The sequence below is a fragment of the Hymenobacter sublimis genome (assembly GCF_023101345.1).
Taxonomy (GTDB): Bacteria; Bacteroidota; Bacteroidia; order Cytophagales; family Hymenobacteraceae; genus Hymenobacter; species Hymenobacter sublimis.
Genome location: NZ_CP095848.1, coordinates 563241 through 580617 on the forward strand (window position 1 = coordinate 563241; position 17377 = coordinate 580617).

The window sequence follows — 17377 nt, forward strand, 5'->3', positions numbered from 1 at the left end:
GAAAGGCCGCGCCGGGTTTCGGAATCGTAGGCCAAACTTAAGGAAAAGAACAGGGCCTACCCACAGGTAAGTTTTATCCTGGCGAAAATTCGCTGCATACGGCTCAGCACCGCACCTCCCAGACGTTTTTCTGTGGCTAGTATCAGAAAGTGTATTTGTACAGGGCGCCCTGCTCGCTGCTGATATAGAGCGTGCCGTTATCGGTGAAGGTAGCTCCTTCCGTCTGGCCGGCTCCTTTTAAGGAAATTTGCCGGGGCGTTGCTTTTAGGGCTTCGGCTAGGCTGCCGCCTTCCAGCACAAACATTTCCTGCCGGGCCAGCAGCACCAGCCGGCGCCCGTCGGGGCTGAGGGCGGCGTCGGTTACTTCGCCCGGAATGGCCAGTTTGGTGAGGAGCTGCGCCGTGTAAGTGCCGGGCTGGTCGGGCACAGTGTACACTTTACTGGTCTGGCTCTGGCCTCGGTCTTTGGTAAAGAGGTACACTTTACCGGCGTGCCAAAGCGTAGCCTCACAGTCGAAGTTCTGGTCCTGCTTGGCGGGCGGAAAATCTTGCTGGTCGGAGTACTTCAGCTTGATTTCCTGCACTTGCTGCACGTTGCGTGGGTTGAGGCGGTAGATGACCAGGTCGCGGCGGTGGTTGTTGTTGTTACCAACGTCGCCGATGTAGAGGTTACCTTGGGTGTCGCGGGTGATGCTTTCCCAGTCGTCGCCTTGCACGGGTACTTCCAGTTCCGCGAGGGTGCGGCCGGTAGCGTCAACCTTATATAGGGTAGGGCGCGCGCCCTCGTCGCCGTGGGTGTAAAAGGTGCCGGCTTGTTCGGCCAGGGCCAAACCGGAGCTTTCCGGCACATCGTTCATAGAACCCAGGCGAGTGAGGTTGGCAATATCGGCGGCCCCTTTGCCCTTCTTTCCTTTCTTCTTCCCCGATTTCTCTTGTTTGGGCTCACCCGCCGATTCCTTGGTTTGGGCTTCCGAACAGCTGCTAAGCAGCAAGCCAACCACGGCGGCGGCAAAGGATAACGTGCGCATACAGGCAGTAACTAGCTGAAAAAAAAGCTGCCGCAGCCAAGGGCCACCGCAGCAATACCTGGGCTTATACGGAAGGTGAGATGGTGAGGTGGTGAAATGGCGAATGAGTGATTCAGTGATTCAGTGAGTTGGCCGTTCTGTCATGGCGAGGACGCAGGACGAAGCCATCCTTTCTCTCATCCGTGACAAGTCTATTAATGCTGACAAGCCCTTACTTCCAGCACGGAGGTAAGGGCTTGTCACATTTCTACAGGTAGCACGTTGGCCAGGAAGGATTGCTTCGTCGTGCCTCCTCGCAATGACACATCGACACATTCCACGAACTCACTGAATCACCGTCACGGTACGGGGTCGTGGCCATGGCCGCCCCAGGGGTGGCAGCGGCTGATGCGGCGCAGGGCCAGCTGGCCGCCGCGCCAGGGGCCATACTTCGTGACGGCTTCTACGGCGTAAGCGGAGCAGGTAGGGGTGTAGCGGCAGCTGGCCGGCGTAAGCGGCGAAATCAGGTGGCGGTACACCCAGAGCAAACCCAGCAGCAACTGGCGAAACAGGTACGACATACCTGCAAAGAACCGTAAAAGCCGGCGGAATGGTTGCGCCGGGAAAAGCCTGACAGCGCTACCCTGCACGGCATTTAGTAAATTCGCCAACCAATTCCATCGGCGTGTTTTCTTTCCTTAATTCCACCCTCCTTATGCGTACTACCCACTGGGCCAAGGCCCTGCTGCTGACGCTGCTCCTACCCCTGGCAGCCCACGCCGACGAAGGCATGTGGCTGCCCCTCTTCGTGAAGCGCCTCAACCAGGCCGACATGCAGAAGAAAGGCCTCAAGCTCACGGCCGAAGAAATTTACGACGTCAATAATGCCTCCCTGAAGGATGCCGTGGTGCAGCTCGGCGGCTTTTGCACCGGCGAGTTCGTGAGCAGCCAGGGCCTGCTGCTAACCAACCACCACTGCGGCTACGACGCCATTCAGAGCCACAGCACGCCCCAGAACAACATTCTGCAGAACGGCTTCTTTGCCGCTACCCGCCAGGAAGAAAAGCAGAATCCGGGCCTGTTCGTGGATATTCTGGTGCGCATGGAGGACGTAACCGGCAAAGTGCTGGAGGGCATTACGCCCACCACGCCCGAGCAGGAGCGTACCGCTACCGTGCAAAAGCGCCAGCGCGAGCTAGCCGATAACGCCAAGGAAAACGGCAAGTACGTGGCCTACGTGCGCGACATGTTCGGGGGCAACGAGTACTACCTCTTTATCTACCAGCGCTTTGGCGACGTGCGCCTAGTAGGCGCGCCGCCGGAAGCCGTGGGCAAGTTTGGCGGCGACACCGACAACTGGATGTGGCCCCGCCACACCGGCGACTTTAGCATGTTCCGCGTCTACGCCGACAAAAACAACCAGCCCACCGCTACCCCCCAGCCCGGCAACGTACCCTACGTACCCAAAAAGCACTTGCCCGTGAGTTTGCAGGGCGTCAGTGAGGGCGACTTTGCCATGGTGCTCGGCTTTCCCGGCCGCACCCAGCGCTTCCTGCCCGCCGCCGGCCTCCAGCTCACCCTCGACCAAACCAACCCCGCCCGCATTAAGCTGCGCGACACCCGCCTGAAACTCTGGAAAGAGGATATGGACCAGGACGCGGCCCTGCGCCTGAAATACGCCTCCAAGTACGCCGGCATTGCCAACTATTGGAAGTACTACATCGGGCAGAACGAAGGTATGAAGCGCCTGAAAACGGTGGACGCCAAGAAGGCCGAAGAAAACGCCCTGCTGCAGTGGATTGCCCAAGACCCCGCCCGCGCCCAGCAGTACGGCGACGCGCTCAACGTCATCAATCAGTCGTACGCCGGCATCCGGCAGTACAACCTGAGCACCCAGTACGTGAACGAGGCGGCTTTTGGCACCGAAATCATTCCGTTGGCTGCCCGCCTGATGCCCCTAGCTACGGCTCTGAAAGCCAATGACAAAGCCGCCGTTGATAAAGCCGTAGCTGACCTGAAAGGCCCGCTAGCCGACCACTTCAAGGACTACAGCGCCCCCACCGACAAGAAGGTATTCGCGGCCCTGATGGCGCTCTACATGCAGGATGTGCCCAAAGACCAGCAGCCCGACGTGTTCCAGACGGTGCAGAAACAGTACGGCGGCTCCATGCCAAAGTACGCCGACTACGTGTTCAGCAACTCCTTTCTAGCTTCGGAAGCCAAACTGAACGCCTTCCTGGCCGCGCCTACCTTGGCCAAGCTGGAGGCTGACCCCGGCTACAAAACCTACCAGTCGGTGTACCAGAACTACGTGCAGAACATTGTGCCCAAGCTGCAAGGTCTGCAGGCTGGCCTGGGTCGTGCCAACCGCCTGTACGTGGCCGCCCTGCGCGAGAAGAACTCCCAGAAGGTGTACTCGCCTGATGCTAACTCCACCATCCGCCTGAGCTACGGTACGGTGCGCCCCTATCGCGGCCGCGACGCGGTAGCCTACGACTACAAAACCACGGCCCAGGGCATTCTGGAGAAAGAGGACGCCACCAACCCCGAGTTTGTGGTGCCCCAAAAGGAGCTAGACTTGCTGAAGATGAAGGACTACGGCCGCTTCGCCGATAAGCAGGGCAACCTGCCCGTGGCCTTCATCACCGACAACGACATTACCGGCGGCAACTCCGGCTCGCCCGTCATTAATGGCCGCGGCGAGCTGATTGGCCTGGCCTTCGACGGCAACTGGGAAGCCATGACCGGTGACCTGGCCTACGACCCCGAGCTGAAGCGCTGCATCAACGCCGATATTCGCTACGTGCTCTGGTGCGTGGAGAAGCTGGGCGGCGCCAAGCACCTCGTCGATGAAATGACCATCGTCAACAACGGCCCGAACCCCGGCGTGGGCCCCGCTGCGGCCGCCTCCTCCGGCACCGATATGAGTGACGTGGAGAAGATGAAAGTTAAAACCGAGCAAGGCGGCAAAGTCAAAATCAAGAAAAAGAAGGACGCGGCCATGCTGTAAGAACTGGCCTGTAGCGCCTATTGAAAGCCCCGGTACCATATGGTGCCGGGGCTTTTTCGTGAGCATACACTAGGAAATTTGGCGCGCTGCAAGGGGCGCCCTATCTTTCGATAGTATACATGTGATATATCCTGCGTATGGTGAAAATATACTTCTGGTTGGCTATTTTATTAGGTAGTAAATGCGTGTGTGCCCAGGGTAACGGTCCGGGCTTATGGGGAGCCCGTAGCGCCGGCCTGGGGCAGATTGGGAGCGTACTGGAAGACGACGTATGGGCCGGGGCCAACAACGCCGCGGCTCTGGGTAGCTTGCAACAGCCTACGGTTGGGTTCGGGGCCGAAAACCGCTACCTGCTGCCGACCCTAAATACGGTATCGGTAGCGGCTGCCGTGCCGCTGGGGTACCGGGCTTCGGTGGCTCCCGTGCCGAATGTGCCGGCCGCGGTAGCCGCCCCCGATGCGCCGCGCTATGGGGTAGTGGGCCTCACGGCGCATCGCTTTGGAGGGAGGCTTTACTCAGAGCAGCGGCTGGGGCTGGGGTACGGCTACCGGCTGGGCACGGTGAGAGTAGGGGCCCGGGTAGAAGTGCTGCAAACCAGCCTGGAAGGCTTGGGGAGCCGGCGGGTGGTAGCAGCTTCCCTGGGAGGACAGGCCGATATTATTCCGCGCAAGCTCACCTTCGGCGCTACTCTTTACAATCTCAACCAAGCCCGCCTGGCCCGTTACCAGGATGAGCGACTTCCTACTGTGTTACGGGCCGGGCTGGCGTGGCGGGCCGCCGAGAAAGTGCTCCTACTAGCCGAAACCGAAAAGGATGTGGAGCAGGCTGCCGACTTCAAGGCGGGCCTGGAATACCAGCCTATATCCGTGCTAGCGTTACGAATTGGGCTGTCCTCCCTAACCAGTCAGCTCACGGGTGGAGCCGGGTTTCGGGCCGGACAGTTTCAGCTGGACTATGCCGCCGCCTGGCACGAGGCGCTGGGGCTAAGCCAGCAGCTGAGCGTGGCTTGGCACTGGGAAGCCAAGCAGCCATGAAGCTGAAGTATTTGTTGGGGGTAGTGGTTGGGCTGGCGGCAGCCCTGTCGGCCCGGGCTCAGGAGTACCCGCGCCCCGCCGTGCCCGACCTCGACCGGCTAACCCAGGAGTTGTTCGCCGAGATTCAGAGCGACCAGGTGCCCTACGAAGACCTCTACGAAACGCTGCTGCAGTATTACCAGACGCCGCTCAACCTCAATACCGCTTCCCGCGAGGAGCTGCGGGGCCTGCTCTTGCTTTCGGAAACCCAGATAACCAGCCTGCTGGAACACCGCCAGCGCAATGGCCCACTGCTGAGTTTGTATGAGCTGCAAAGCGTTGAGGGCTTCGACCTACGCACAATTTACCGCGCCGCGCCTTTCGTGGCGGCGACTACTGCCAACCCCAACGCCGGCCGCGGCAACCTCTGGCAGCGCATAGCCCGCGAGGAAAATAACGCCTTATTCCTGCGCTACGAGCGGGTACTGCAGGGCCGACCCGGCTACGCCCCGCCCGATACTACCCGCACCGGTGGGCCCGCCACGCGCTACCTGGGCTCGCCCGATAAGCTGCTGGTGCGCTACCGGGTCAGCCACAGCAAGGACTTTAGCCTGGGGTTTACGGCCGAAAAAGATGCCGGCGAGCAGTTCCGCTGGGACCCCACTACCCGCCGCTACGGCGCCGACTTCTACTCGGCCCACCTGGTAGTGCAGGAGCGAGGCCGGCTGAAAACTCTGGCTCTGGGCGACTACCAGTTGCAGTTCGGGCAAGGCTTGCTGCTGTCCTCAGGGCTAGCCGTGGGGAAGGGGGCCGAAACCATTACCACCCTGCGCCGCAGTTCGGTGGGCGTGCGGCCCTACTCCTCGGTGCTGGAAAACACGTTTTTTCGCGGAGTTGCCGCCACTGTGGCTCTTACCACAGCGGTCCGGGCCACGGCGTTCGGGTCACGCAAACGCATTGATGCCTCCGTGCAGCAGGCCTCGGATTCACTGGCGGATTTCAGCGAGTTTTCCTCCGGTCTGCTCCTGACGGGTTTTCACCGCACCCCCACCGAACTGGCCAACCGCCAGGCCCTGGGCGAAACCGTGCTGGGCGGTAACGTCAGCTACAATAGTTCCGGCGGCGACCTGCAGGTAGGCGCTACCGCCGTGCACACTCAGTTCGACAAACCCCTGCAGCGGCGCGACGAGCCCTACAACGCCTTTGAATTGCGGGGCCGGCGCAACCTGGCGCTAGGGGCTCACTACAGCTACGTATGGCACAACGTATTGCTGTTCGGTGAAACGGCGCGCAGCAGTAGCGGAGGTCTAGGCACCGTCAACGGCCTACTGGCCAGCCTGGCCCCGACCGTAGACGCCGCCCTGCTGTACCGCCGCTACGACCGGAATTTCCATACGCTGTACGGCAATGCGCTGGGCGAAAATACCCGCAACATCAACGAAAACGGGGTGTACCTGGGGCTGAAAGTGCGGCCGGTGGCCCGCTGGGAGGTGTCGGCGTATTACGACCGGTTCCGGTTTCCGTGGCTGCGCTACCAAGCCGGCGCCCCCAGCCCCGGCCACGACTGGCTGGTGCGCGTCACCTTCAGCCCCACCAAAACCAGCCTACTCTACGCCCAGCTGCGCCAGCGCACCAAAGCCTACAACGCCGACACGCTGCGCCCGGCGCCCCTGCTCGTACCTACCCGGCGGCAGAGCATTTTACTGTTTTACGATGCCAGCCCCACGTCGGCGCTCAGTCTGCGCACCCGCGTGCAGGGTACCAGCTACCGGGAAGATGACGGCCGCCCCACCCGCCGCGGGTACGTGTTGGCCCAGGACGTGACAGTGCAGCCCCTGCGCCGCCTGCGCCTCTCGGCCCGCTACGCCCTCTTTGACACTGATGATTATGACACGCGCCAGTACGTGTTCGAGCAGGATGTGCTGTATGCCTTTTCCGTGCCGGCCTTATCGGGCCAGGGCACCCGCGCCTACCTCTTAACCCAATTCGACATCAACCGCCACCTTACCCTGTGGCTGCGCTACGCCACTACCCACTACCGCCACCAGCGCACCATCGGCTCCGGGCTGGAAGAAATTCAGGGCGCCACCCGCTCCGAGGTAAAAGCGCAACTGCGCTACCGGTTCTAATCATGGCCCGTTTATTTAAATATTATGCAGTCTAGTTGGCTGGTAAAGAATATGTTAGAGAAGCAGAAAGGCGGCTCTCAATTATGAGAGCCGCCTTTCGAGGCCACTTGTTTGGGCAGGGGTTATTGTTTCAGCAAGCGCACCACGGCCGAACCATCGGGCATGTCCAGGTGCAACGTGTAGACGCCGGGGGCCAGCAGGCTTACGTCGAGAGGGCACTGAAGCAGGGCGGCGGATTTCTTAAGCGTTTGGGTTGACAGGTTGCGGCCAAGCCCATCCGTCACCCGCAGCGTGATGGGGCCGCGGTGGGCGTTGTCGATTTTCACGTTGAACAGTCCGGTGCTAGGGTTGGGGTACACTTCCACGCCCTGCAGCAACGCCGCGCTGGCCAGGCCAGTAACCGTAGAAACTGTCTGGCAGCCTTCGTTGGAGTAGCCCGAAGCCCCAAAGGCGTTGATGGCCCGCACCCGGTAGCAATACGTGCCGTTAAGGCGAACCTGATCCGTATACCCCGTGACGTTGGCGCCTACCGTGGCAATGCGGGTGAAAGGGCTTCCGAACTGAGCGCGCTCAATCTCGAAGCCGGTTTCAGTGCCCGAATTGTCTAGCCATACCAAATCCAGGCTGGCCATATTGTTGGTCACGACGGGGGCCAGTACACTCAGGCCCGTGGGGGCTGCTGGTGGTTCGTTCAGGGTGTAAAGCTCCAGCTTCCAGCCCGTTAGGGTTCCGCCGTTGCCCGCCCTCGTGTCGCGAATGCTCAGCGTCCAGTTGCCAAAAGCCGGGTCGTTCAACAAATCACCCAGGTAGCCCGCCGGGCGCACTGTGCCCGCCGCGGCGGGCGGACAGGCAAGGGCTATGCCGTCATCGACGAAGCTCAGGTTTAGGCCATTGGTACCGGGGCAAGCCTGGGCCAGCAGCACCGTTTGGCGACGGACGGGGTTGGTGAGCGTGATTTCCAGCTCACTTATATCCGGATGCGTGAGGGTGAGGTCCCGGATGCGAAGGTCAGATACCCGCTCCGTGTTCCCAATAACGATGGTGGACGTAGTGGTAGCGCCGGCCGTGTTGCCAATGGGGCGGGGCACTTGAGTAGCCGTGGCTGTGCGCAAGGTATGGGTGCCCGTCAGTAACTGCCGGGTAGCGGAGTAAGGCGCCGTTGCACAGGCGCTTACTCCGCGCACGCGCACGTAGTAGGTGGTAGTGGGCTGCAGCAGCAGGGTAGTAAAGGTAGTACTCGTGATGCCCGTCTGGTTGACGACCAGGTTGGTGAACGTCGCATCCGTGGCTACCTGCACCTCGTAGGAAATGGCATTTGGCACGGCAGTCCAGGTAATGCGGGGCCGCAGCGTAGATATTCCGCCCGCAACGGGGGTAGTAACCGTAGCGGCCTGCGTAGCGGAGGGCCGAATGGTCAGTAACACATCCAGTACCCGCGTCACGCCCCCGCTGGTGCCCGTCAGTTGCAGGGTGTAGGTGCCGGCCGTTGTGCTAGCATCGGCCGCAATGGTAGCCGTGGTAGCCCCGCCCGCCGCTACGGGGTTGGCCGCGTACGTGACGGTAACTCCGGCCGGAAGGTTGGTGGCGGAAAGCGTTACGTTGCCGCTGAACCCTTGCAGCTGGCCCAGGCTGACGGGAATCGTAGCTGAGTTGCCCGGGCAAAAAGCCAGCGTGGCCGCGTCAGCCGTTTGCAGGAAAAAAGTGGGGCCGGAGGGGGCGGTTAATGTTAGGTTTTGGTTCGAAATATCGAAGAAGATGCCAGTGCTGGCCTGCACCCGTACCCGGGCCGAGGAGGTTGCCGCTACACTGGCAGGCACCGTCACGGCCTCGAACCCGTCGTTGGGAGTGTTGGCTGCCAGCACCGTAGGGTAGGTCAGGCCCCCATCGGTGGACAGCAGAATGTTGACCGTGGCCGCGTTGATGGGCGCCTGGGTGGTGTTGGCCACATCCCAAATGACTTGCTGCGGAGCGCCTACCAGCCAGGAGGTAGCACTGTTGGGGCTGCGCACCACAAAGGGCCCGGCCGTGGGCACCACCACCACCTGCATGGAGTCGTAATCGACGCCCCCGCCCCCAGCGCGGTTGTCGCGGGCTACCAGCCGGAAGATCAGGCGGCGCCCGTAGGTAGGCAGCAATTCGCCGGGCGTCTGGGTGTTGTTGAGCAGGTCCGACAGCCGCGGAAACGTGCGGCTGGAGTTGGGGGTAGGCGTAAAGGACCGAAAAATGGGGGCATCACCGGTGGGCGCGTTCAGGGCCCCGTTGGGCCCTAGGTTGTACTCTTCCCACACGTAGGTAAGCGCGTCGGCGTTGGCATCAGTGGCCGAGCCAGTCAGCACGAAGGGCGTGCGAACAGGAATGGCGTAGCTCGGGCCGGCATTCACTACGGGCGGGGTGTTCCCGGTGGCGGTGTTCCCGGAGCAGTTGCCCTGGCCCGTAATGTGGTCCACAATCTGGTCGAAGCTGTGGGAGTGGAAGTAGGGGTCGGAGTTCGGCTGCAGGTTATCGGCCCCACAGATGCCCGCGTAGGCCATGATGGTAGAGCCCGAGCCCGGCTCGTAAGCCGAGGAAGCCTCCCGGTTGCCGCTGCAGAAATCCGCCGTACTGTTAAAGGTGTGGTCAGCCCCAAACTGGTGGCCCATTTCGTGGGCCACGTAATCCACATCAAAAGCATCGTTAATTGGGGAAGGGGAGCCGGTAACGCCGCGGGCTTTGCCGTCGATGCACACGGAGGGCCGCTGGGCAATGCCGCCGCCGCCCGTGCTAAACACGTGCCCGATGTCGTAGTTGCTGGGCCCGATTAGGGAGTCAGCCACCGTCTGGTTTTCTTCGAGCATGGCCTCCCCATCGGTATTGGAGTACGGGTCGGTGGTTGGGTTGAGGAAAATCAGCCGGTCGTTGTTGGGCACCAGCACGAGCCGCACGGCCAGCTCCCGCTCATAAATGGCATTAACCCGGTTGATGGAAGCCACCATACCAGCCAGCGCGCCCGCCCTGGTTCCGCCGTGGAAGGCTGCGTACTCACCGGTGCAGGCCAGGGCCAGCCGGTATGTGCGCAGGGTGGTGCCATTGGCTACTGCCGGCCGGGCGACGAGGCTTGCGCGGGCCTGCGTTGTTACTGCCTCGGCCGAAGGGGTAGCGCACACGAAGGGAAACGCCGCCCGGTTCATGGCCCGGCGCTCAAACACCAAATGTGCCTCCGTACCACGCACGGCCGGATCAATGTACACCGTCTTATCAGCAGCCAGAATCAGGGCGTGAAAGCCATCGGGGCTGATATCCAGGCGGGCCGTGGCCGTGGGGTCGTCAATGCCCTGGGCGGCGTAGGTCTGAATAGCTGGGTATTTAGCGGCCAGTTCCGGGGCCATGACGGGCGCCTGCACCACCCGAAACCGTTGGGAGCTGCCATCGGGCAGGGGCAAGGATATAACGGTAGCCGACGTGGCCGCGGCCCCGCCCCGCCCCGCCGGTGCGCTCTGCAACACGCTCCGCAGGGTAGTCAGCTGAAAGCTCACCGACCGGAAGTGGGCCAGGGGCTGCGCCGCGGGCCGGGCCGCTGCCGACAGCGCGGGAGCATCGGCCCACAGGACCCGCTGCGCCTCAGCCGTGGGAATGGTAGCGCCCAGGGCCGCCGCCAAGAGGCCACCGGTCAGAAAGCAGTGCCACGGCCGGCGCGTAGTAGAGGGTTCAGGCATAGCAGACAGGCAAAGTAAAGTCGAGGAAATGCAAAAAGGTGAAGCCCTAAGGTAGGCAGTTTTCCTACCGAAGCTCTTCACCGAAGAGCATATAATTGTGGACTCCGCCAGCCCGGAACGGGAGCGTGAAATGTGACCCTAAGTACTTATTCGCCAGGAATTGCAACCCGCGCCCGGCCAGGGGCCAGGCACAAAAAAAGCGCGCCTACCCCAGCCGGGGTAGGCGCGCTACTGCATAAGCCAGGGGCCTTTACGCGTCCGTTTTCAGCAACACTAGCTGGGCTTTATCTGCCGCGCTAATCTTGCGCCGAAACTCTAGGTACGCGGGGTAATCGGTGCGGGCAAAGCGGGTGCGCGGCAGCTGCAGCCGGCGGATGTACTGGATGGTGCCATCGGGCAGGGTTTGCAGCTGGCTGGAGTAGGTGCCGAACGGGGTGCTCAGTTGCACGGGCGCGGGCAGCTGCTCGGGCCGCAAGCTGGCCGGTACGTGCAGGCGCACCGTGTCGGTTTGGGTGAGGGCATGGTCCAGCCAGAGGTCGGTTTGCCGCTCGCCCACGCTGGCGGCCGGGGCCGAAAGCCGGCTGAGCAGATTGGGCGTCAGGAACACACGCTTGCCGCTGGGTGGGGCCAGGGCCGGCAGGGTCAGGGCGAGGCTTTCCGTGAGGCCGGGCACCGCCGCGCCGGGGGGCGTAGGCCGCAGGGCCACTTTGGTCAGGGTGAAGTTGGGCAAGGGAAGCCGGCTGCTGATGTGCTTTTTCTGCTCGGCCAAGTCTAGGCTCGGTAAGGAAGCTACGGCGTCATACTCTAGGCCGGTGCGCAGGGTACGCAAGGTAGCCGTGGCATTGCCCTGGGCGTCCAGGTACACGTCGGCCAGCCGCTCGCGCCGGTTTTCGGCGGCGCCGTAGCGCGGGGTAGCAATCAGGCGCCCACCCTGGGGCAGTAGCAGCAGGGCGTGGCGGTTGCCCGTGAACCCACCCATGTACCCGAACGGGTTGCTTTGGCTGGTGCACTCCAGCCACACAGTATCGGGCCGGGTGCTTTTCACCAGGGGCACGCACAGTACCACGTGGTTGAATTGGGAGCTGGGAAAGTCCGTACGAATATCCTGCTCATCGGAGCCGGCGCGCACCAGGGCGGCGTGGGCCGTGATGCCGGCCGCGCCCAGCAGGGCTTTGCAGTAGTTGGTCAGGGCTTTACAGTCGCCGTAGCCGTTGGCAGCCACGGAGGCCGCCGGGAACGTCTGCCAGCCGCCCAGGCCCAATTGAATGGAAACGTAGCGGGTGTTGGCTTGCAGAAACTCGTACACCTTCCGGATGCGGGCCCGCTCATCGGTTTCGCCTTGCATCAGGGCAGCCATGCGCGCTTGCAAGGCCGGCGGCAGCGCGTCGCGGCCGGCGTTCAGCTCGTAGGTCCAGCGGCTCAGGTCGGCCCAGGAAGTAAGTTTGCCGGCGTGGCCTTCCACCTCAAACTCAGTAGGCGCCGTTAGCACGGCTGGCGTCACGTCGGCTATGGAGGGCCCGTCGGGCTCTTCCTCGCGGGCGGCCAAATCGTGCACCTGCCACTCATACACTTCCTGACTGCCCTGGGCGCGGCGGGCCTGCGCGGCCCCGGCCGGCAGGTGCAGCTCCTGATAGCGCAAGGCCAAGCCCGTGGGCATCAGCACCCGAAACGAGGCCTGCTCCACGCTAAGCTGTTCCACAGGCTGAGGCCGCCAGGTAGAGTAGAACAGTGGGTTATCGGATACGACTTCGTACTCGAACTCCACCGTGTAGGGGTAGGAGGGCTGGCTTAAATCGGCTACCCGGCCGCGGGCATCGGAAGCCAGGCTAAAGCCGTCGGAGAGGCTAATGTCGTGGATGTCAGCCGGGCGGAGCTGGCGCAGCAGTCGGCCCTCGGCGTCATACACGCTGCCCCGGAAGTAGCTGATGCTGTTGAGCTGGCTGTAGTACACTAGTTCCGTGGCCCACCGGGCCCCAGCCTCATCGAGCACCGTAACGGCCCGACGTACTGTTTCTACCGTGCGGCCCACCGACTTTACCAGCAGGGTTTCCTCGTGGCGGCGCACTACGGCGTGGGCGTTTTCGCGCAGGGCGCCGGGCAGGGCAGCCACCGCGTATTTGGGCGCGGGGCCGTAGGCGGCCCAGGCCGGACCGGCCGCTACGCTCAGCCAGGCCGCGCAACCGGCTACAAAGGCGAGGAGGTAGCTACGCATTAGGCCTTCTTCTTGAGCACCAATTTCTCTCCCTGTTTCGTCATCACGTGGGTGAAGAACTCCCGCAGGTAAGCGTATTCTTCGGCCGAGTAAACTGGCCGGGCCAGGCTCATGCGGCTCATAATCTGAATGGTGCCTTCGCCGGGCTGCACGTTGTAGAGAAAACGGCCCCCGCCCTCGGGCAGCTCCACTGACATACCCTTGGGGGTTTCTTCCAGCACGTAGCCGGCAGGCAGCGAAATGGTCAGGAGAATGGTCTCATCCAGGGCAGTGCCGAAGTCCACGGGAAAGCGCCGATCCTCGTGCAGGAAAGGGTTTTTGTCGGTGCCGAAGTAGCGTAGGGGGTTCAGGTAAATAGTGCCTACCGGCGTTTCTCCGCCCGTAGTGGCAAACTCGTAGTCCAGCATCAGGGGCTTGTGCAGATTGTCGCGCTCCTTGAAGGTGTACTTCGGAATGCTCCAGCCCTCGTGGTCGGTGACGATTTCCTCCACGTACTTTTTCTCGCCCAGCTTGCGCAGCTTCTCGCGCTGGTTCAGGGCCAGGTAGCCGCCGTGCTCCTGGTGCACCTTACCGCTGAGGCTACCTTTCTCATCCACCGTCAGGTTAATCTGCCGGTAGGTCACGAGCCGGTCAGCGGGCTTGAGCTCCACCCACCGCGACTCACCAGCTTTGGGCAGCACCAGGCGACCTACACCATTCAGGCAACGGTAGGGCAGCATGCCGCAAGGTGCCAGCTCCTCGGTGGCATCTACCAGCAACTCTTTGCCTTCAGGCAGGGCCACGTGGGCCACCACGTAATTGAAACGGCTCATTAGGGGCACATTGGTTTCCATGCGGCCGTGGGTGCGGGTGCTCAGCACCACGGGGTTGGCATTCAGGCCGGCCTCGCGCAGGGCGGCAATCAGCAGCAGGTTTACGTCGGCGGCTGAACCCGATTTCTGCTCGTACACCCGCCGGATATTCCCCGAGGAGGTTACGCCGTTGTTGCCGTTATGCTTCACGGCCCGCCGGATTAAATCGTGCACGGCGGCGGCGCGGGTAGCGGGGTCCGGGTGTTGGGCTACCAGGGGCGCGAGCTGCTCCTTCAGAAAGCTGCCGCGGCTGAGCTGGGCTCCGAAGCTGTCCTCGTTAAGTAATTCCTGGTCAATTTTCTCCCAGGAATTGGCTACTGCTTTATAAGGTTCATTGGGCCATTTGGTGCCGGCCAGTTCGAAGTCAATCTTGGCAATGTAGTCGTTGGTGGTGGTCATGTAGGGCTCCTCGCGCATGGCGGGCAGGTTCTTCATGGCCCAGCGGTAATTAGTCACGCGGGGCGTAATCGTCTCTGAGCCGCCCGGCTGCCGGCCACCTTGCATACCCGCCTCAATAGACGAGGACCACCGGATGGTGTACTGGGTAGTTCCTTCCGTGCGCTCCTGCACTTCTAAGGGTTCGTAGCCCTGCATCAGCATCTTGTAGTCGAAGTACTCCGGAATGGCGGCGCGGTACTCGCTCCAGCGCACTGGAATGTCCGACTGGAAGGTCCAGTCCTGAAAATTGAAGGTGAACTCCGAGGCCACTGAGTAGGTAAACTCCACAATGGAGCCTTCCCGCACGTTGGGCATCGTGAATTTGCGGATGGTGATGTTGGGCGTGCTTTCCTCCCGGAATATCGACTCAGAATTGAGTTTTTCCTTGACTACTTGCCCATTTACCAGGTTGTAAGTGAAGCCGCGCAAGGCCGTGAGTTTTTCCTCGTTGGTGCCCCGGTGATAGAGCGGTACTTTCACCGTGGCGTAGTCGTAACCGGCTTTCTTCAGGATTTTGATGCGCGCTACCCGTTCAAATATCACACGAAATCCGCCCTCACTGTAATCGAAGCGGGAGCGGCCGAAGTCGCAGAGTACCACGGCCGGCGCGGCGCTGTCGGCCACGAAGTTCTGGCCTGTCAGGTCCCGCTCGTCAATCTTACCGAACTTTATGGGGTCAGCCTGGGCGTGGGCCAGTGATACGGACGCGCCAGAGCAAATACCGGCCAGAAACAGCCGGCGGAGTAAAGGTTGAATCATACCAACAGGGGTAGGTGTAGTAACGTGACGAATGGAGAATAGCTATTCCCGAGCTTTGGACTGCCTGGCCGCAGCCAGCGCCAAGAAGGGAGAAATACTACAGTTGCAACAGGGTAAAGAAACGGAATCGAAATATCACTATTCGGCGCTGCCCAAACAAATGGCCCCGTACAGATTATTGGCGCTGCACTACAATAGGCTCAGTCATTTTGGCCAGTGCCCGGGCGTACAGCTCACGAAGCGCGTGGTATTCTTCGGCCGAATAATGGGTTTTAGCTAGATGCAGACGGCTGGTAATAGCCAGGGTTTGGGCCGTGGGCTGGCTTACGCTAAAAACAAAGCGGCCACCTTCATTGGGTAACGCCAGGCTAGTAGCAGCCGGTAGTTCAGCGGCGGTGTAGCCCTCGGGCAGGGTAAGCTCCACCATGTACTCCAGCCGCTGGGTGCTGGCCATGTCCACCGGGTAGAGGCGGTCGGGGTGGCGAAAGGGGTTAGCTGGCAGCCCCAGCTGTGCAGCTGGGCGCACGTAGAGCGTAGCGGCTGGGGCCTCGGCCCCGGGCAGGCGGGCTGCCACCGTGAGAGCCACGGGGCGGGTTAGGTCATCGGCTACGGCTTCCGCTTTTTCAATTTGCCAGTCGGGGTGGGCTTGCTGCCACTGCTGACGCAAAGCTGCCACGGGTTGGCGGTGCTCAGAAGCAGCGTAACCCGCGTATTCCTGGCGCACAGTTCCTTGCAAGGCGCCCGTGGCAGCGAGCGTGAGGCGAGCGTGCGTGTAGCGTAAGTGCGGAACCGCCGTTGTAAGGGAAACCCAGCGCCCCGCCGGCCCGAGCAGTCGGCCTTGGTCGTTCAGGCAGTTTTCCGGCAGCAGCTCTGGGGGTAGGGTCGGGTCGGTGGCGTCCAGCACCAGCTCTTTGTTGCCGGGTAGAATCACGTGGGCCGCTACATAGTTAAACTGGCTTAGCACAGGTAGCTCCGTTTGAATACGGCCGTGGCTGCGGGTGCTCAGCAGCAAGGGCTGGGCCTCCAGGCCGGCTTCGCGCAGCAGGCGCACCAGCAGCAAATTGATTTCGGCCGCGTTGCCCTGGCGAGTTTCCAGCACCCGTTTGGGGGTAGCTCGGGCGTAAAGCGAAGCCGTACCGCTATATCCCACCGCCTGTAGCACCAGTTGCCGGGCCGCCGCCGCGCGGGCTCCTGGATCCGGGATGGAACGCAGGGCGGCTGCCGCCGTAGCCAGCGCAGAATTTTGCGCTACATACTGCCCGAAGTCTTCTTTCTCGAGCAACTCCTTTTCAATCTGGGCCCAGGAGCTTACTACAAATTGCGGGTCCCGTTCAGGGTTGAACTGAATGCGTTCTAGCTCGAAGTCAACGCGGCTCAGATAATCGTGTTCCGTGGTCAGGAAAGGCTCGGGCCGGAACGCCGGAATATCTTGCTGAACCCAGCGCCGGGTAAGGGCCTGGGTGCTGATCTGATAAGACTTGTCGGCGCTACCGGCACTGATTGCGCCATATGAGTCTTGTACTTTCTCGCGGTAGGTAGTGGTATAAGGCGCCGCGCCGCTCGTATTCACGGCGAAGGGCCAGTAGGAGCGGGTCATTTCCTTGTAGCGGTAGAAGCTCGGAATCTGGACCCGATACTCACTCCAGCGCACCGGAATTTCCTGCTGAAACTGCCAGTCCTGCAAATTGAACAGAAACGGGGAGCGGATGACGTAGGTAAATTCCAGAATGGAGCCCTCCCGAACGTTAGGCAAGGTAAAAGCATACTCATCGAGACGGTCGTTGAGCTTGCGGCTAAACACGGCCTCCGTGCGCAGCAAATCCTTGCTCAGCTCCTTGCCCGTGAGGTTGTAGGTAATGCCTTTCAGCTGCTGAATCTGCTCCCGATTGCCGTTTTTGGGGTCGTGGTAAAGCACCACGCGCACGGTAGCGTGCTCATACCCCGGCCGCCGCCGAATCAGTAGCCGGGCCGTGCGCTCAAACCGCAGCTCAAACCCATCTTGCCCGCCCTTAATGGTTGATTGCCCAAAGTCGCAGACCACTTCGGCCGTAGCCGAATCGGGAGCCGGGCGGGCCAGAAGCTGGGCCGCTTCCTGCGCATCCAGCTTGCCAAAACGAACGGGAACTTCCTGAGCCCAGGCCAGCGCCGGAAAGCAAAGCAGCAGGCTTGCCACTGCACCCCACCAATGGGCAGGCACAACACGAGTAATCATTCGACTACGAATAACTAATTACCAAGTAATAAACCGGCCGGGCAGCCCGGCAGCG

At 61.8% G+C, this 17377-nt stretch carries 9 protein-coding genes; 3 read left to right on the forward strand and 6 right to left on the reverse strand.

The annotated features are described in order from the left end of the window. Positions 1-142: 142 nt before the first annotated feature. Together MWH26_RS02465 and yidD are read right to left on the reverse strand one after the other, a co-directional pair. On the reverse strand, positions 143-1027 hold the full coding sequence (locus MWH26_RS02465) for an SdiA-regulated domain-containing protein (protein ID WP_247975906.1): 885 nt from the start codon (positions 1025-1027) through the stop codon (positions 143-145). A 338-nt stretch (positions 1028-1365) separates the two neighbouring features. After that, the gene (gene yidD / locus MWH26_RS02470) at positions 1366-1587 is read right to left on the reverse strand and encodes a membrane protein insertion efficiency factor YidD (protein WP_244695047.1); all 222 of its coding nucleotides are present in this window, start codon (positions 1585-1587) and stop codon (positions 1366-1368) included. A gap of 134 nt (positions 1588-1721) precedes the next feature. Here yidD and MWH26_RS02475 point away from each other — a divergent pair, with 134 nt between their 5' ends. The 3 genes from MWH26_RS02475 (at position 1722) to MWH26_RS02485 (ending at position 7158) form a co-directional block, all read left to right on the forward strand. Next, a complete protein-coding gene (locus MWH26_RS02475; RefSeq protein ID WP_247975907.1) occupies positions 1722-4016 on the forward strand; it encodes a S46 family peptidase in 2295 nt (764 codons plus the stop codon). Between the two features lie 137 nt (positions 4017-4153). Continuing rightward, a complete protein-coding gene (locus tag MWH26_RS02480) occupies positions 4154-5050 on the forward strand; it encodes a hypothetical protein (RefSeq protein ID WP_247975908.1) in 897 nt (298 codons plus the stop codon). Then, entirely contained in the window at positions 5047-7158 is a 2112-nt protein-coding gene (locus tag MWH26_RS02485; RefSeq protein ID WP_247975909.1) for a helix-hairpin-helix domain-containing protein, read from the forward strand. Before MWH26_RS02480 ends, MWH26_RS02485 begins: the two co-directional genes overlap by 4 nt. A 122-nt stretch (positions 7159-7280) precedes the next feature. Here MWH26_RS02485 and MWH26_RS02490 read toward each other — a convergent pair whose 3' ends face one another. The 4 genes from MWH26_RS02490 to MWH26_RS02505 all read right to left on the reverse strand — a co-directional run bounded on the left by MWH26_RS02490 (position 7281) and on the right by MWH26_RS02505 (position 17322). Then, entirely contained in the window at positions 7281-10850 is a 3570-nt protein-coding gene (locus MWH26_RS02490) for a reprolysin-like metallopeptidase (RefSeq protein ID WP_247975910.1), read from the reverse strand. A gap of 250 nt (positions 10851-11100) precedes the next feature. Further along, positions 11101-13062 carry a DUF3857 domain-containing protein gene (locus MWH26_RS02495; RefSeq protein ID WP_247975911.1) on the reverse strand — a complete coding sequence of 654 codons (1962 nt, stop codon included), beginning with the start codon at positions 13060-13062 and terminating at the stop codon, positions 11101-11103. Beyond that, on the reverse strand, positions 13062-15110 hold the full coding sequence (locus MWH26_RS02500; protein ID WP_247975912.1) for a DUF3858 domain-containing protein: 2049 nt from the start codon (positions 15108-15110) through the stop codon (positions 13062-13064). Before MWH26_RS02500 ends, MWH26_RS02495 begins: the two co-directional genes overlap by 1 nt. A gap of 175 nt (positions 15111-15285) precedes the next feature. After that, positions 15286-17322 carry a DUF3858 domain-containing protein gene (locus MWH26_RS02505; RefSeq protein ID WP_247975913.1) on the reverse strand — a complete coding sequence of 679 codons (2037 nt, stop codon included), beginning with the start codon at positions 17320-17322 and terminating at the stop codon, positions 15286-15288. Between the last annotated feature and the right edge of the window lie 55 nt (positions 17323-17377).

What these genes read in the sequence shown, in the direction of transcription:
- MWH26_RS02490 (WP_247975910.1), bottom strand. Translation starts at nt 10,850, where the DNA reads ATGCCTGAACCCTCTACTACGCGCCGGCCGTGGCACTGCTTTCTGACC.
- MWH26_RS02465 (WP_247975906.1), bottom strand. Translation starts at nt 1,027, where the DNA reads ATGCGCACGTTATCCTTTGCCGCCGCCGTGGTTGGCTTGCTGCTTAGC.
- MWH26_RS02505 (WP_247975913.1), bottom strand. Translation starts at nt 17,322, where the DNA reads ATGATTACTCGTGTTGTGCCTGCCCATTGGTGGGGTGCAGTGGCAAGC.
- MWH26_RS02480 (WP_247975908.1), top strand. Translation starts at nt 4,154, where the DNA reads ATGGTGAAAATATACTTCTGGTTGGCTATTTTATTAGGTAGTAAATGC.
- MWH26_RS02495 (WP_247975911.1), bottom strand. Translation starts at nt 13,062, where the DNA reads ATGCGTAGCTACCTCCTCGCCTTTGTAGCCGGTTGCGCGGCCTGGCTG.
- MWH26_RS02500 (WP_247975912.1), bottom strand. Translation starts at nt 15,110, where the DNA reads ATGATTCAACCTTTACTCCGCCGGCTGTTTCTGGCCGGTATTTGCTCT.
- MWH26_RS02485 (WP_247975909.1), top strand. Translation starts at nt 5,047, where the DNA reads ATGAAGCTGAAGTATTTGTTGGGGGTAGTGGTTGGGCTGGCGGCAGCC.
- MWH26_RS02475 (WP_247975907.1), top strand. Translation starts at nt 1,722, where the DNA reads ATGCGTACTACCCACTGGGCCAAGGCCCTGCTGCTGACGCTGCTCCTA.
- yidD (WP_244695047.1), bottom strand. Translation starts at nt 1,587, where the DNA reads ATGTCGTACCTGTTTCGCCAGTTGCTGCTGGGTTTGCTCTGGGTGTAC.